Origin of the sequence: Nocardia sp. NPDC059177 (assembly GCF_042755165.1) — a bacterium.
Taxonomy (GTDB): domain Bacteria; phylum Actinomycetota; class Actinomycetes; order Mycobacteriales; family Mycobacteriaceae; genus Nocardia.
In genome coordinates, this window is record NZ_JBHZBX010000009.1 from 166,519 (window position 1) to 180,772 (window position 14,254).

Below are 14,254 nucleotides of genomic sequence, written 5' to 3' on the forward strand. Positions count from 1 at the left end.
CCGGGCCGACAGCCCGCCCGGTGGTGAGGGGAAGCACTGCGATGACGGGCCAACAGGGCCCGTGGACTGGAACCGACTGTTCGATGAAGCTCTCTGCACTACGTAACGTGGCCGCCCTGCGCACCACCGCCGTGGCACTGACCGCCGCCCTGTCGGTGGCCGTGATCACCGGTGGCGCCGCATCCGCCGACCCCGAGAAGCCCTCGGCCGTGACCTCGGTGGTCAAGGAGGGCCGCACCTGGCATCTGAAGGTGTACTCGGCGGCGATGAAGAAGGACATCACCATCGATGTGCAGCGTCCGGTCGACGAGTCGGCCCCGGCGCCCAACTTCTACATGCTCAACGGCCTCGACGCCGGTGAGGGCTCGGCGAGCTGGGCCGCGCAGACCAACGCGCTCGACTTCCTCGCCGACAAGCAGGTCAATGTCATCCAGCCGATCGGTGGCCGCGGCAGCTACTACACCGACTGGAAGCAGGAAGACCCGCGGCTGGGCCTGAACAAGTGGACCACCTTCTTCACCCAGGAGCTGCCGCCACTGCTCGACGCCACCCTCAACTCGACCGGCCTCAACGCGCTGGCCGGGCTGTCCACCTCCGGCACCTCGGTGCTGCAGCTGGCCGAGGCCAAGCCGGGGCTGTTCAAGTCCGTCGCCGCCTACAGCGGCTGCGCCCAGATCGCCGACCCGATGGGCAAGCAGGCCGTCAAGTTCTCCGTGGAGACCTGGGCGGGCGGCAAGACCGTGAACATGTACGGCCCCGACAACGACCCGGCCTGGGTCGAGAACGACCCGGTCATCAACGCCGAGAAGCTGCGCGGCACCAACCTCTACATCTCCAGCGGTAGCGGTATGCCGACCAACGCCGACGTCGCGTACTACCTCAACGGCGCGCCCGGCCCGATGGGCGTGATCAACCTCGGCCTCGGTATCGGCATCGAAGCGGCGACCAACGCCTGCAGCCACAACCTGAAGGCCAAGCTGGATTCGCTGGGCATCCCGGCGACCTACCAGTTCACCCCGATGGGCACCCACTACTGGCCGTACTGGGAGCAGGCGCTGCACGAGTCGTGGCCGCTGCTCGCCCAGGGCATGGGTATCTGATCTCCCGCAGCAGAAACGGGCGGCATCCGAATCCGGATGCCGCCCGTTTTTTCGTCGGGTCGGGTCGTCGGATCAGGTTGCCGGCAGGGCCGTGCGCGCCGACAATCCGGACCCGATGAAGTAGCCGATCTCGTCACAGATCTCGTCCACGGAAATGGCCTCGCCCGGCACACTGGAGTGCACCATCTCCTGCGCCAGGGAATTCACCGCGCCGATCACCGCGAGCCCGAACAGATGCAGGCTCCGCGATTCCGCTTCACCGCGTTCGGCCGCGCGCTGCGCCTCCCTGGTGAGCAACCCGATGATCGTGCGCCGCTGCGCCCGCCGCCATTCCTCCACCGCCGGGCTCACCCCGACCACCTCGACATAGAACACCCGGGCAGCGCGCCGATCCCGGCAGGTCACCGCCAGAAACGCGCGGAAACTCTCCACCACGCGCACCGCCAGCGGTTCCTCGGCGGTGCGCTCGAGAACCTCGTCGAGGCGGCGCAGGGCAGCCGAATTGAGCCGGTCGACCAGGGCGATGAGCAAGGCCTCGCGGCTGCCGATATCTTCGTAGAAACTGCGGGTCGACACATTCGCTGTCGCGCACAAGCGCTCGATCGAGGTCGCCGAATATCCCTGGGTACCGAACAGTTCCAGGGCCGCGTCGGTCAACCGGCTGCGGCGCAACGCGACTCGTTGCTGGCGCGACAATCCACCGTAACTGCGACCACTATCGGTTTCATTCACACGCCGAACCACGAATGCATGCTATGCCATGAATTCCCTTGGCCCAGCGGGAATTGTCAATCCTGTTCGGCGGCGGGTTCGGCGTCGTCGAGCGGTTCGGCCAGCGGCCAGCCACCGGCGGCCAGAATCGAGGCGACCCGGGAGACGTCGTCAGGGGCGGGCTGCTGCTTGGCGAAATCGGCGATCGCCGCCTCGATTTCGGCCTCACTGATCGCTTCCCGGTTCGGGTTGGCCTCGATCAGTTTCTCGCCGATCACCACCACCTCGTAGTCGGTGAGATGCCGGTGCAGCACCGCGAACAGCGCGACGTAATCGGACTGCGGAATACCCTGCGGATAGCCGGCGCGCAGCCAGCCGAGCACCCGCGAAAGCAGATTACGGCGGACGGCAGGAGTATCAGGAGACTCGGTCATGGGGTCCTCGCTCATGCGGTGCCGAACAGGTGGATGCCGAACTGATGGGCGATGAACGCCTTGGCGGTGAACAAGATGCCGGTGATCACCACGACGACGATCACGACCAGGCAGATCAGCGCCCCGGCCAGCGCCGGATAGTTACGCCGTACCTGGCCGTCGGCGCCGACGGTCTCGGCCTGGGCCCACCAGCGCACGGCGAACGCGAAGACGGTGGGCACACCGACGCCGAAGACCAGCGCGGCCAGCACCACTTCCCACAGGGAGGTCAAATTGGTGATCACGGTCTGCACAGTCGTTTCCTTCTACCCGGCGTGGTTCTGTTCGATCGACGACTGCGGCGTCGCGGCAGGCTGGCCCTCGGGCCACTCGTTCACATTGTGGGTGCCGACCGGATCACGCCGCGACCGCAGATAGATCGCCAGCGCGCCGGCGATCAGCACGGCGAACACCACCAGCACACCGGGCAGGCCGCCGATCACCGTGGCCAGCGCCCAGCACAGCGCGCCGACGATGCCCGCCATCGGCAGGGTGAGCAGCCAGGCCACCGCCATCCGGCCCATCACCCGCCAGCGCACCTCGGCGCCTTTGCCGATGCCGGTGCCCAGGATCGCGCCGGTCGCGGTCTGGGTGGTCGACAGCGGCAGGCCGAAGTGCGCGGAGGTGAGGATGATCGCCGCGGAGGTCGATTCGGCGGCCAGACCCTGCGGCGACTCGATCTCGACCAGGCCTTTGCCGAGGGTGCGGATGATCCGCCAGCCGCCGAGGTAGGTGCCCAGCGCGATCGCGATCGCGCACGAGGCCATCACCCACAGTGGCAGGTGGTCGTCTTTGTCGACAGAGCCGTAGGCGACCAGGGCCAGGAAGATCACGCCCATCGTCTTCTGCGCGTCGTTGGTGCCGTGCGCCAGCGAGACCAGCGAGGCCGAACCGACCTGGCCCCAGCGGAACCCCTCGGCGGCCTTGTCCTGGTCGACACCGCGGGTGACCCGGTACACCAGGAAGGTGCCGATCGCGCCGACCAGCGCCGCGATGACCGGCGCGAGGATGGCGGGCACCACGATCTTGATCAGCACACCTTCCGACCCCGAGGCCCAGATCACCCCGTTCCAGCCCAGCGCCGCGATCGTCGAACCGATCAAACCGCCGAACAGCGCGTGCGAGGAACTCGACGGCAGGCCGAGCAGCCAGGTGAGCAGATTCCACAGGATGCCGCCGACCAGGCCCGCGAACACGATGACCAGCAGGTCCTGCCCGCTCACCTCGTTCAGCTGGACGATGCCCTTGGCCACCGTCGCCGCCACCGAGACCGACAGGAACGCGCCGATCAGATTCAGCAGACCCGACAGCGCCACCGCCACCCGCGGCTTGAGCGCACCGGTGGCGATCGAGGTCGCCATGGCATTGGCGGTGTCATGGAATCCGTTGGTGAAGTCGAATGCGAGGGCTGTAACGATGACGATCAACAGGACCAATAATTCGGCGCTCACCCGAACAGTGTGTCGTATGCCGGCGCCGGATTGCCAAACCGTTGCGGGAAAATCTCATGAGCTGGGGCGTAAGGCCCGGACCGCGTCGATCGTGTCGGCCTGGGCCGGCTCCTTGTCCGGCCGGTATCGCACCACCCTGGCGAAACGCAGCGCGACACCGCCCGGATAGCGGGTGCTGGCCTGAACACCGTCGAGTGCGATCTCCACCACCAGCGCCGGAGACAGATAGACGGTCTGGGCGTCGCGGTGGGTTTCGTGGCGCGGGAACTCCGTGGTCTGCCAGCGCAGCAATTCGTCGGTGAGGCCCTTGAACGTCTTGCCGACCATCACCGGCTCGCCGGTGTCCGGGTCGCGCGCGGCCAGGTGCAGATTGGACAGGAATCCGGTGCGTCTGCCGTATCCCCACTCCGCGCCGATCACCAGCAGGTCGAGGGTGTGCGCGGGTTTGATCTTCAGCCAGGCCTTGCCGCGCCTGCCTGCGGCGTACGGGGCGTCGAGGGATTTGATCATCATGCCCTCGTTGCCGACGGCCAGCGCGTTGTCGTAGTACTCAGCGGCCGCCGCCGCGTCGGGCGCGGTCAGCGCCGCGATGACGTGCTCGCCCGCGACCCGCTCCAACAGCGCGCGCCGGACCCGTAGCGGCTCGTCGAGCAGGTCGCGCCCGTCCATGTGCAGGCAGTCGAAGAAATAGGGGTGCAGCAGCAGCTCGCCTGCGTCGACGGTGGCGAAGCGGCTCATCGTCTCCTGGAACGGGCGCGGGCGGCCCGCGTCGGTGAGGGCGAGGGTCTCGCCGTCGAGGACGACGCTGACGCAGTCCAGTCCCCGGACCAGCTCGACCAGTTCCGGCACGCTCGCGGTGATGTCGCGCAGGGTCCGGGTGAACACCCACACCCGTTCGCCGTCGCGGTGCACCTGGATGCGGGCGCCGTCGAGTTTGTGTTCGACGCTCACCTGCGGGCCCAGCTCGGCCAGCGCCTCGTCGAGTGAGCCGCCGGGCGAGGCGAGCATGGGCGCGACGGGACGGCCCAGTTCGAGCCGGAAGGCGGCGAGCGCGGTGTCGCCGCCGGTGAGCGCGGCGACCGCGGTCTCGGGCAGCCGGCCCGAGAGCATGTGCGCCCGGCGCACCACGGCGACGGGGATGCCGGTGGCGGCGGCCAGCGCCTCGACGACGACGGCGGCGAGGGCGCCCTGGCGCAGTTCGCCGGTGAGCAGGCGGATCAGGAAGGACTGCTCGTCGGCGGTGCTGGCGGTGAACAGCTCGGTCAGCAGGGTGCGGCGGCGCAGGGTGGAGCCCGCGCCGCTGAGGCCGGTCAGCTGGTCGAAGACGGCATCGACCGCGCCGACGGTGAGGTTCGGTGCGGCGCTGGGTGGCGTCTGTAGTGCGGTCACCGTGCGCCAGCCCGCCCCGATCCGGCCCTGCACCAGCTCGCCGGACAGCCAGGACACCACAACGCCGATCTCGGTCGCGCTCGCGGCACGGAACAGCTCGGCCAGCGCGGCGATCTTCGCCTTGCGCGACCGGGTTTCCCGCACCGCGGCCGACGCCGCGACCACCTCGCTGAACAGCACCAGTCGAAAGTAACTCCCCGGTGTGACACATCGCTCAGGCCACGCTGTTAAGAATCCATTGGCAAGGCTGCGAAAGCGCCCCTAAACTGGACATATGGCCAAGACCTATGTCGGTGCGCGGCTGCGCCAGCTCCGCACCGAGCGCGGCCTGAGCCAGGTATCGCTGGCCCAGAAACTGGAGATCTCGGCCAGCTATCTCAATCAGATCGAGCACGATGTGCGCCCGCTGACGGTGCCGGTGCTCGCCCGGATCAACGAGGTCTTCGGCGTCGATCCCGCCTTCTTCTCCACCCATGACGACACCCGGCTCATCGCCGAACTCTCCGAAGTGGTGATGGACGCCGAGCTGGGCATCGAGGCCGATACCAAGGAGATCGCCGACATGGTCTCGGCGCATCCGTCGATGGCGCGGGCCCTGGTCGCCATGCACAACCGTTACCGCAACACCAGCGCGCAGCTGGCCGCCGCCACCGAGGACCGCTTCTCCGACGGTTCGGGCAGCGCCGCGATCTCCAAACCGCACGAGGAAGTGCGCGACTACTTCTATCAGCGGCAGAACTACATCCACGAATTGGACACCGCCGCGGAGGATCTCACCACCCGCATCCGGTTCCACGGTGGTGAGGTGAGCACCGAGATCGTGCGGTTGCTGCGCGCGCACGGTGTACGGATCCTCGAGCGCATCGACCTCGGCGAGGGCGTGCTGCACCGCTACGACCCCGAGACCAAGCAGCTCGAGATCTCCCCGCACCTGTCCGGCGGGCAGCGCACCTTCAAACTCGCCGCCGAACTGGCGTATCTGGAATGCGGACCGCTGCTCGACAAGCTGGTCGAGGAGGGCAATTTCGCCTCCGAGGCCTCGCGCAAACTCGCCGTGCTCGGCCTGGCCAACTATTTCGCGGCCGCGACGGTGCTGCCCTACACGCACTTTCACGAAGTGGCCGAGGACTTCCGCTACGACATCGAACGGCTCTCGGCCTTCTTCTCGCAGAGCTACGAAACCATCTGCCACCGCCTCTCGACCCTGCAACGCCCCACCCTGCGCGGCGTCCCGTTCTCCTTCGTCCGGGTGGACCGCGCGGGCAATATGTCGAAACGCCAGTCCGCCACCGGTTTCCACTTCTCCTCGAGCGGCGGCACCTGCCCGCTGTGGAACGTCTACGAGACCTTCGCCTACCCCGGCAAGATCATGACCCAGATCGCCCAGATGCCCGACGGCCGCAAATACCTCTGGGTCGCGCGCACCGTCGAACGCCGCGCCACCCGCTACGGCCAGCCCAGCAAAACCTTCGCCATCGGCCTCGGCTGCGAACTACGCCACGCAGGCCGCGTCGTCTACGCCGACGGCATCGACCTCGGCGAAGCCTCCGCCACCCCCATCGGTGCCGGCTGCCGAGTCTGCGTCCGCTCCAACTGCCCCCAACGCGCCTTCCCACCCCTGGGCAAAGTCCTCGACATCAGCGAACACCGCAGCTCCGTCTCCCCCTACCTGATCAAGTGACCCTGAGAGAGCGTCAAGCGCTGAGCGGATGCCGTGCCAGATACTCGGCAACCGCTCGTCGCAAGATGTCACTCGGCGTCGTTTCAGCCTCGTCGGCATAGGCCGTCAGCCGAGCATCCAGCTCAGCCGGGAGCCGTACCGTCCGCACCGGGCTTTTCCCGCCACGCGCACCCCCGGCCGGCCGGCCCATAGCCAGCTCAGGCCCCACCTCGATCGGTCCGACAACTGCGTAGTCACCATTCTCGAACTCGGCCGCCATTGCTTCGTACTCTTCAGCACTACGCTTCGCCATCACCGAGCCCCCGTCCCGCTCCATCCGCCGCGTTGCGGCCGCTGCCTGGTCACGACCGGCAACACCAATCCAACCAGTGCGTATACCTCGGCAGCCACCCTCGCCGTCAACCTCATGGCGTGAAAAACCTCCCAGGTAATGTCGTCATTCAGAAGGCTTCTTCGGGGATGGCCATGATGTCGTTGTCGATGGTGGTGAGGATGTTCTTGGTGGCGGTGAGTTCGGGGAGGACGTTCTTGGCGAAGAAGCTCGCGACGGCTACCTTGCCCTGATAGAAGGGGCGGTCCTTGGGGGTGGCCTCGCCGGCCAGGGCGGCGGTGGCCACCTCGGCTTGCACCAGGAGGCGCCAGGCGATGAGCAGGTCGCCGACGGCCATCAGGAAACGGACCGAACCCAGGCCGACCTTGTAGAGCTCGGCGGGTTCGGCCTGGCCCGCCATGGCGTAGCCGGTGAGGGTGGCCGCCATGGCGCCGATATCGGCCTGGGCGGTGCGCAGCAGGTCGCGTTCGGTGCCGAAGCGGCCGGTGTCGTTGTCCAGGAACGCGGTGATCTGCGCGTTGACGTGCCCCAGCGCCGCGCCGTGATCGCGAATGATCTTGCGGAAGAAGAAGTCCTGGGCCTGGATGGCGGTGGTGCCCTCGTAGAGGGAGTCGATTTTCGCGTCGCGGATGTACTGCTCGATGGGATAGTCCTGCAGATAGCCGGATCCGCCGAAAGTTTGCAGGGATTCGGTCAGCAGCTGATAGGCGCGTTCGGAACCGACGCCCTTCACGATCGGCAGCAGCAGGTCGTCGATCCGGTGCGCCAGCTCGGCGTCGGCGCCGGACACCAGCTCCGCCACGTCGGCGTTCTGATGCGCGGCGGTATACAGATATACCGCCCGCAGCCCCTCCGCATAGGCCTTCTGCCGCATCAGCGAGCGCCGCACATCGGGGTGATGGGTGATGGTGACGCGCGGTGCGGCCTTGTCCGACATCTGGGTGAGATCCGCGCCCTGGACGCGAGTCTTCGCGTACTCCAGGGCATTCAGGTACCCCGTCGACAGGGTGCCGGAGGACTTCACGCCCACTGTCATGCGCGCGTTCTCGATCACCTTGAACATCTGCGCGATGCCGTTGTGCACGTCACCGACCAGCCAGCCCTTGGCCGGCACCGCGGTACCGCCGAAGGTGACCTCGCAGGTGGGCGAGGATTTGATCCCCATCTTGTGCTCGACGCCGGTCACATAGACACCGTTGCGCTCGCCGAGCTCGAGGGTCTCGTGATCGAACAGGAACTTCGGCACGTAGAACAGCGACAGCCCCTTGGTCCCCGGGCCGGCGCCGTCCGGCCGGGCCAGCACCAGGTGGAAGACGTTCTCGGCCACCTCGCCCACATCGCCGCCGGAGATGAACCGCTTCACGCCCTCGATGTGCCAGGAACCGTCGGGCTGGGCCACCGCCTTGGTGCGGCCCGCGCCGACATCGGACCCGGCGTCGGGCTCGGTGAGCACCATGGTGCCCTGCCAGCCCCGTTCGAAACCGCCGCGCGCCCAGCGCTGCTGCTCCTCGGTGCCGACCAGGTAGAGCACCGAGCCCATCATCGGGCCCATATTGAAGAAGCTGGCGGCGGGGTTGGCGCAGATGATCAGCTCGTTGATCGCCCACATCAGCACATTCGGGGCGGCGGTGCCGTCCATACCCGCCGGCATGCCGAGGCGGTACCAGCCGGCCTCCTGCACCGCGGCCACCGTCTTGCGCAGCGGCTCGGGGACGGTGATGTCGAAGGTTTCGGGGTGGAAGACCACCGGATCGCGGTCGGCGGCGGCGAAGGAGTCCGCGATCGGGCCCTCGGCCAGCCGCTGTACCTCGTCCAGGATCTGGCGCACCGTCTCGGAGTCCAGCTCACCGTAGGCGCCGGTGTCGAGGAGCTTGTCGAGCCCCAGCACCTCGAAGAGATTGAACTCGATATCGCGCACGTTTGCCTTGTAGTGCCCCACTGGGCCCTCCTCGAAAGACCACGCGGCCGTCGCCGCTCTCATCCGGGCTGTTCGACGTCGTACAAATCGACTGCGGTCGTACGTACCGCCAGGTTGCCGCACCGGCAGCACCTACGCAACCGTAGGCGCACACCGGCCCGTAGGACGGCCGAGAGGAACAATTCACACAGATGAAACAGACGAAACGGGCATGTGATCGAGCGACATTCCAGTGCAACAAGTTCCATCTACTGTTCCGAATCACGAATACGCCGCGGTATACAACTTGCCGTGCCTCAGTTCCGGGCAGGCAGCGGCGGTGTTCGTTGTGGCGCGTCTGGCGTCACCGTTACACCTGATGAGGAGAACCGCCCATGTCTGAATCCCGTTTGGTCAAGGCACTCGTCGTGCCTGCCGCGGTGGCCGTCGCCGGCCTGTTGCTCACCGGTTGCGGTGCGCGCGACGACGCGTCCGCCGGCCAGACCGCGGCATCGTGTGTCGACACCACCAAGGACACGATCAAGGTCGGATCCCTGCACTCGCTCTCGGGCACCATGGCCATCTCCGAAGTCACCGTGGCCAACTCGACCAAGCTGGCGATCGACCAGATCAACGCGGCGGGCGGGGTGCTCGGCAAGCAGATCGAGATCGTCCTCGAAGACGGCGCCTCCGATCCGAAGACCTTCGCGGAGAAGGCCGAGAAGCTGATCAGCTCCGACTGTGTCGCCGCGGTTTTCGGTGGCTGGACCTCGTCGAGCCGCAAGGCCATGAAGCCCAAGTTCGAGAACCTGAACTCGCTGCTCTACTACCCCGTGCAGTACGAGGGCCTGGAAGATTCCAAGAACATCTTCTACACCGGCGCCACCACCAACCAGCAGATCGTCCCCGCGCTGGACTACCTCAAGCAGAAGGGCGTCAAGTCCCTCTACCTGGTCGGCTCGGACTACGTCTTCCCGCAGACCGCCAACCGCGAGATCAGGGCCTACGCCGAGGCCAACGGCATCGAGATCAAGGGCGAGGACTACACCCCGCTGGGCTCGACCGACTTCTCCACCATCGTCAACAAGGTCCGCAGCGCCGACGCCGACGCGGTGTTCAACACCCTCAACGGCGATTCCAATGTCGCGTTCTTCCGCGAGTACACCAACGCCGGCCTGAAAGCCGCTGACATGCCGGTGATCTCGGTGTCCATCGCCGAGGAAGAGGTCGCCGGCATCGGCGCGCAGAACATCGCGGGCCAGCTGACCGCCTGGAACTACTACCAGACCGTCGACTCCCCGGCGAACAAGAAGTTCGTCGCCGACTACAAGGCCGCCTTCGGCGCCGACAAGCCCACCTCGGACCCGATGGAAGCCGCCTACACCTCGGTCTACCTGTGGAAGAACACCGTCGAGAAGGCCAAGTCCTTCGCCGTGGCCGACGTGCAGGCCGCCGCGGACGGCGTCAGCTTCGACGCCCCCGAGGGCACCGTCACCATCGACGGCTCCAACCACCACATCACCAAGACCGCCCGCATCGGTGAGATCCGCCCGGACGGCCTGATCTACACGGTGTGGGATTCCGGCAAGCCGATCAGCCCGGACCCGTACCTGAAGTCCTACGACTGGGCCGAGGGCCTCAAGTAATCAGCCCGACCGGTGTGGGACGCGGCGCGTCCCACACCGCCCCAGTTCCAAGGAGTCCACTGCAATGGACGTGCTGATCGGCCAGCTCTTCACGGGGCTGAGCCTGGGATCCATTCTTCTGCTCGCCGCGCTCGGGCTGTCGCTGACCTTCGGTCAGATGGGCGTCATCAATATGGCGCACGGCGAATTCATCATGGCCGGTTGTTACACGACCTACGTTGTGCAACAGGTCTTCTCGTCGGCGGGTGTCTCGCTGATCGTGTCACTGTTGCTGGGCTTCCTGATCGGCGGCCTGCTCGGCGCCGCCCTGGAGATGGGACTGATCCGCTACATGTACGACCGCCCGCTGGACACGCTGCTGGTCACCTTCGGTGTCGGCCTCGTACTCCAGCAGGCCGCGCGCGACATCTTCGGCGCGCCGGCCAAGAACGTGCTGGTCCCCGAATGGCTCAGTGGCGGCATCACCATCGCGGGCGCGGTGGTCCCCAAGACCCGCATCTTCATCCTGGTACTGGCGATCGTCGCGGTGACCGCGCTGGCCACCGTGCTCAAGACCACCCCGCTGGGGCGCCGGATCCGGGCCGTCGTGCAGAACCGTGGCCTGGCCGAAACCTCCGGTATCTCTTCACGATTCACCGATATCAGTACCTTCTTCATCGGGTCCGGCCTGGCCGGGGTCGCCGGGGTGGCGCTCACCCTCATCGGCTCGACCAGCCCCACCATCGGCCAGAGCTATCTGATCGACGCGTTCCTGGTGGTCGTGATCGGCGGCCTCGGCCAGATCAAGGGCACGGTGATCGCGGCCTTCGCACTCGGCCTGCTCAATTCCTTCATCGAATACTCGACCACCGCCTCCATCGCGAAGGTCATCGTGTTCGTGCTGATCGTCATCTTCCTGCAGGTCCGCCCGCAGGGTCTGTTCACCGTGCGGACAAGGAGCCTGGCATGAGCGCACTCACCGAACGTCTGCGCGCCTATCCGCGCCTGACGCCGCTCGCGGGATTCGCCCTCGCGGCGATCCTGCTGTTCGCGGTGGCGCCCGCGGTACTCAGCGACTTCCGGCTGAACCTGCTCGCCAAGTTCCTCTGCTTCGCCATCGTGGCCGCCGGTATCGGATTGGCGTGGGGCCGAGGCGGAATGCTCACCCTCGGCCAGGGTGTGTTCTTCGGCATCGGCGCCTACATCATGGCCATGCACATGCAGCTGGCCGACGCCGCGCGCCTGGGCAACGACGTGCCGGAGTTCATGGAGATCTCCGGGATCAGCGAGCTGCCGGGATTCTGGCAGCCCTTCGCCTCGGGACCGGTCGCGATCATCGCCATCCTGGTACTGCCCGGCCTGGTGGCCGCGGTGCTCGGCTACGGCGTGTTCAAGCGTCGGGTGCGCGGTGCCTACTTCGCCATCCTGAGTCAGGCGCTGGCCGCGGCGCTGGCCATCCTGCTCACCGGCCAGCAGGCCATCGGTGGCTACACCGGCCTGTCGGACTTCCGCGCGTTCTTCGGCTTCAAGCTCTCCGACCCGGTGAACCGGCAGATGCTGTTCTTCATCGCGGCGGGCACGCTGCTGGTGGTGGTCGCGCTGATCCGTCAGCTCAACCGCAGCCGCTACGGCGAACTGCTGGTCGCGGTGCGCGACGCGGAGGAGCGGGTGCGTTTCCTCGGCTACGACCCGGCCAATATCAAGATCGTCGCCTATGTGGTGGCGGCGTTCCTGGCCGGGATCGCCGGTGCGCTGTTCACCCCGATCGTCGGGATCATCTCCCCGGCCGATATCGGCGTCATTCCGTCGATCGCGTTCCTGATCGGCGTCGCGATCGGTGGCCGCACCACGCTGCTCGGCCCGATCCTCGGCGCGATCGGCGTGGCCTGGGCGCAGACCTCGCTGTCGGAGTCGTTCCCGTCGGGCTGGACCTACCTGCAGGGCATCCTGTTCATCGTGGTGGTCGGCTTCATCCCGGCGGGGCTCGCCGGACTGTGGCCGCTGCTGCGCGACCGGATCCGCGCCCGGCGCGCGAGCACTCCGCCGCCGCCCGCCCCGTCCGCCGAACCCGTCGTCGATACCGAGGAGAAGGTGGCCGCGCGATGACCACACACGAGCCCAAAGCAGGCGGCAACGCCGGCATGGACAGCGACTACCTCGAAATCCGTGGCCTCTCGGTGAGTTTCGACGGTTTCAAGGCCGTCACCGACGTCGATCTGACGGTGCTGCAGGGCGACCTGCGGTTCCTGATCGGCCCCAACGGCGCGGGCAAGACCACCCTGATCGACGCCATCACCGGCCTGGTCCCGGCGACCGGCTCGGCGCAGAAGTCGGGCACCGAGTTGCTCGGCAAGAAGGTGCACCAGATCGCCCGCCTCGGTGTGGGCCGCACCTTCCAGACCGCGAGTGTGTTCGAGCAGCTCAGCGTGTTGCAGAACCTGGATATCGCGGCGGGCGCGGGTCGTTCGGCGCTGTCGCTGCTGCGGGCGCGCAAGTCGGTGCTGCCGCGAATCGAAGAGGCTTTGGAGACAACAGGTCTCACCGCGCTGCGGGACAAGCCGGCCGGCGTGCTGGCGCACGGGCAGAAGCAGTGGCTCGAGATCGGCATGCTGCTGGTGCAGAACGCCTCGGTGCTGCTGCTCGACGAACCGGTCGCGGGCATGAGTGCCGAGGAACGGGAGGAGACCGGAAACCTGTTGCGCCGCATCGGCGGTGACCGCGTGGTCGTCGTCGTCGAGCACGACATGGACTTCATGCGCTCCTTCGCCACCTCGGTCACCGTCCTCGCGGGCGGCAAGGTGCTCAGCGAGGGCAGCGTCGAACAGGTGCAGGCCGATCCGAAGGTGCAGGAGGTCTACCTCGGCACCGCGAATCTGGCTGCGACAGACAAGGAACCGGCCGATGCTTGAACTACACGACATCCACTCGGGCTACGGGCGCACCGAGGTGATCCACGGCGCGAGTCTGACCGTGCCCGACGACAGCGTGGTCGCCGTCATGGGCCACAACGGCGCGGGCAAGACCACCCTGTTGCGCACCGCCGTCGGCCTGCTGCCCACCAAATCGGGCACCATCACCTTCGACGGGGAGAAGATCACCAAGCTCTCCCCGTCGCAGCGGGTCAAGCGCGGTATCGCCTATGTGCCGCAGGGGCAGCAGAGTTTTCCCCAGCTGACCACAGCCGAGAATCTGCAGGTCGTCGCCGACGGGCGCAAGCGGGGCAAGGCGCTGATCGAGGAGTCGCTCGAGCTGTTCCCCGCGCTGCGTGAGCTGCTCACCCGCAAGGCCGGGCTGCTCTCCGGCGGTCAGCGTCAGCAGCTGGCCATCGCGCGGGCGCTGATCACCGAGCCCAAGCTGCTCATTCTCGACGAGCCGACCGAGGGCATCCAGCCGTCGGTGGTGGCCGAGATCGAACGCACCATCATCGATCTCACCCAGCGCGGCGGGCTGAGCGTGCTGCTGGTGGAACAGCACATCGGCTTCGCGCTGCAAGCCGCCCAGCACTACTACGTGCTGCATTCCGGCCAGATCGGCTCGACCGGGACAGGTGGTGCGGACGCGGAGTCCGCAGTCCGCGCGGCCATGGCGATCTGAAG

General features: G+C 67.1%; 14 protein-coding genes. 7 read left to right on the forward strand and 7 right to left on the reverse strand.

Going from position 1 to position 14,254, the window contains the following annotated elements; translation table 11 throughout:
* Positions 1–83: 83 nt before the first annotated feature.
* The gene (locus ACFXK0_RS14400; protein WP_379410596.1) at positions 84–1,100 is read left to right on the forward strand and encodes an alpha/beta hydrolase; all 1,017 of its coding nucleotides are present in this window, start codon (positions 84–86) and stop codon (positions 1,098–1,100) included.
* 72 nt (positions 1,101–1,172) lie between these two features.
* Here the strand turns inward: ACFXK0_RS14400 and ACFXK0_RS14405 are convergent, their stop codons facing one another.
* Genes ACFXK0_RS14405 through ACFXK0_RS14425 form a run of 5 tightly spaced genes read right to left on the reverse strand, consistent with a single transcriptional unit; the run spans position 1,173 to position 5,304 of the window.
* Complete coding sequence (locus ACFXK0_RS14405; RefSeq protein ID WP_379410597.1) at positions 1,173–1,832, reverse strand: TetR/AcrR family transcriptional regulator; 660 nt, start codon at positions 1,830–1,832, stop codon at positions 1,173–1,175.
* Between the two features lie 56 nt (positions 1,833–1,888).
* The gene (locus ACFXK0_RS14410) at positions 1,889–2,245 is read right to left on the reverse strand and encodes a DUF3349 domain-containing protein (protein ID WP_379410598.1); all 357 of its coding nucleotides are present in this window, start codon (positions 2,243–2,245) and stop codon (positions 1,889–1,891) included.
* Between the two features lie 11 nt (positions 2,246–2,256).
* Positions 2,257–2,529, reverse strand: coding sequence for a hypothetical protein (locus ACFXK0_RS14415; RefSeq protein ID WP_379410599.1), 273 nt, complete (start codon positions 2,527–2,529; stop codon positions 2,257–2,259).
* Positions 2,530–2,550: 21 nt separating this feature from the next.
* Entirely contained in the window at positions 2,551–3,735 is a 1,185-nt protein-coding gene (locus tag ACFXK0_RS14420) for an anion permease (protein WP_379410600.1), read from the reverse strand.
* Between the two features lie 54 nt (positions 3,736–3,789).
* Positions 3,790–5,304 carry an ATP-dependent DNA ligase gene (locus ACFXK0_RS14425; protein WP_379410601.1) on the reverse strand — a complete coding sequence of 505 codons (1,515 nt, stop codon included), beginning with the start codon at positions 5,302–5,304 and terminating at the stop codon, positions 3,790–3,792.
* Positions 5,305–5,398: 94 nt separating this feature from the next.
* Between ACFXK0_RS14425 and ramB the strand changes: the two genes are divergently transcribed.
* A complete protein-coding gene (gene ramB, locus ACFXK0_RS14430; RefSeq protein ID WP_379410602.1) occupies positions 5,399–6,805 on the forward strand; it encodes an acetate metabolism transcriptional regulator RamB in 1,407 nt (468 codons plus the stop codon).
* Between the two features lie 13 nt (positions 6,806–6,818).
* Here ramB and ACFXK0_RS14435 read toward each other — a convergent pair whose 3' ends face one another.
* A complete protein-coding gene (locus tag ACFXK0_RS14435; RefSeq protein ID WP_379410603.1) occupies positions 6,819–7,097 on the reverse strand; it encodes a CopG family ribbon-helix-helix protein in 279 nt (92 codons plus the stop codon).
* A 148-nt stretch (positions 7,098–7,245) separates the two neighbouring features.
* On the reverse strand, positions 7,246–9,075 hold the full coding sequence (locus ACFXK0_RS14440; protein WP_379410604.1) for an acyl-CoA dehydrogenase: 1,830 nt from the start codon (positions 9,073–9,075) through the stop codon (positions 7,246–7,248).
* Positions 9,076–9,428: 353 nt separating this feature from the next.
* On the opposite strand from ACFXK0_RS14440, the gene urtA reads away from it, so the two are divergent.
* The 5 genes from urtA to urtE all read left to right on the forward strand — a co-directional run bounded on the left by urtA (position 9,429) and on the right by urtE (position 14,252).
* Positions 9,429–10,679 (forward strand): urea ABC transporter substrate-binding protein, encoded by a 1,251-nt coding sequence (gene urtA / locus ACFXK0_RS14445; protein WP_379410605.1) that lies wholly within the window; start codon positions 9,429–9,431, stop codon positions 10,677–10,679.
* A 64-nt stretch (positions 10,680–10,743) separates the two neighbouring features.
* Positions 10,744–11,628, forward strand: coding sequence for an urea ABC transporter permease subunit UrtB (gene urtB / locus ACFXK0_RS14450; protein WP_379410606.1), 885 nt, complete (start codon positions 10,744–10,746; stop codon positions 11,626–11,628).
* Positions 11,625–12,764 carry an urea ABC transporter permease subunit UrtC gene (gene urtC / locus ACFXK0_RS14455; protein WP_379410607.1) on the forward strand — a complete coding sequence of 380 codons (1,140 nt, stop codon included), beginning with the start codon at positions 11,625–11,627 and terminating at the stop codon, positions 12,762–12,764. Before urtB ends, urtC begins: the two co-directional genes overlap by 4 nt.
* A complete protein-coding gene (gene urtD / locus ACFXK0_RS14460; RefSeq protein WP_379410608.1) occupies positions 12,761–13,567 on the forward strand; it encodes an urea ABC transporter ATP-binding protein UrtD in 807 nt (268 codons plus the stop codon). Before urtC ends, urtD begins: the two co-directional genes overlap by 4 nt.
* Positions 13,560–14,252, forward strand: a complete 693-nt coding sequence (urtE, locus tag ACFXK0_RS14465; RefSeq protein WP_379410609.1) for an urea ABC transporter ATP-binding subunit UrtE — start codon at positions 13,560–13,562, stop codon at positions 14,250–14,252. The genes urtD and urtE overlap by 8 nt, the downstream gene beginning before the upstream one ends.
* Positions 14,253–14,254: the final 2 nt, after the last annotated feature.

Bases quoted from the DNA above. Each gene is read 5' to 3' on its own strand.
- ACFXK0_RS14400 (WP_379410596.1), top strand. From the start codon at position 84: ATGAAGCTCTCTGCACTACGTAACGTGGCCGCCCTGCGCACCACCGCC.
- ACFXK0_RS14410 (WP_379410598.1), bottom strand. From the start codon at position 2,245: ATGACCGAGTCTCCTGATACTCCTGCCGTCCGCCGTAATCTGCTTTCG.
- ramB (WP_379410602.1), top strand. From the start codon at position 5,399: ATGGCCAAGACCTATGTCGGTGCGCGGCTGCGCCAGCTCCGCACCGAG.
- ACFXK0_RS14435 (WP_379410603.1), bottom strand. From the start codon at position 7,097: ATGGCGAAGCGTAGTGCTGAAGAGTACGAAGCAATGGCGGCCGAGTTC.
- urtA (WP_379410605.1), top strand. From the start codon at position 9,429: ATGTCTGAATCCCGTTTGGTCAAGGCACTCGTCGTGCCTGCCGCGGTG.
- urtB (WP_379410606.1), top strand. From the start codon at position 10,744: ATGGACGTGCTGATCGGCCAGCTCTTCACGGGGCTGAGCCTGGGATCC.
- urtC (WP_379410607.1), top strand. From the start codon at position 11,625: ATGAGCGCACTCACCGAACGTCTGCGCGCCTATCCGCGCCTGACGCCG.
- urtD (WP_379410608.1), top strand. From the start codon at position 12,761: ATGACCACACACGAGCCCAAAGCAGGCGGCAACGCCGGCATGGACAGC.
- urtE (WP_379410609.1), top strand. From the start codon at position 13,560: ATGCTTGAACTACACGACATCCACTCGGGCTACGGGCGCACCGAGGTG.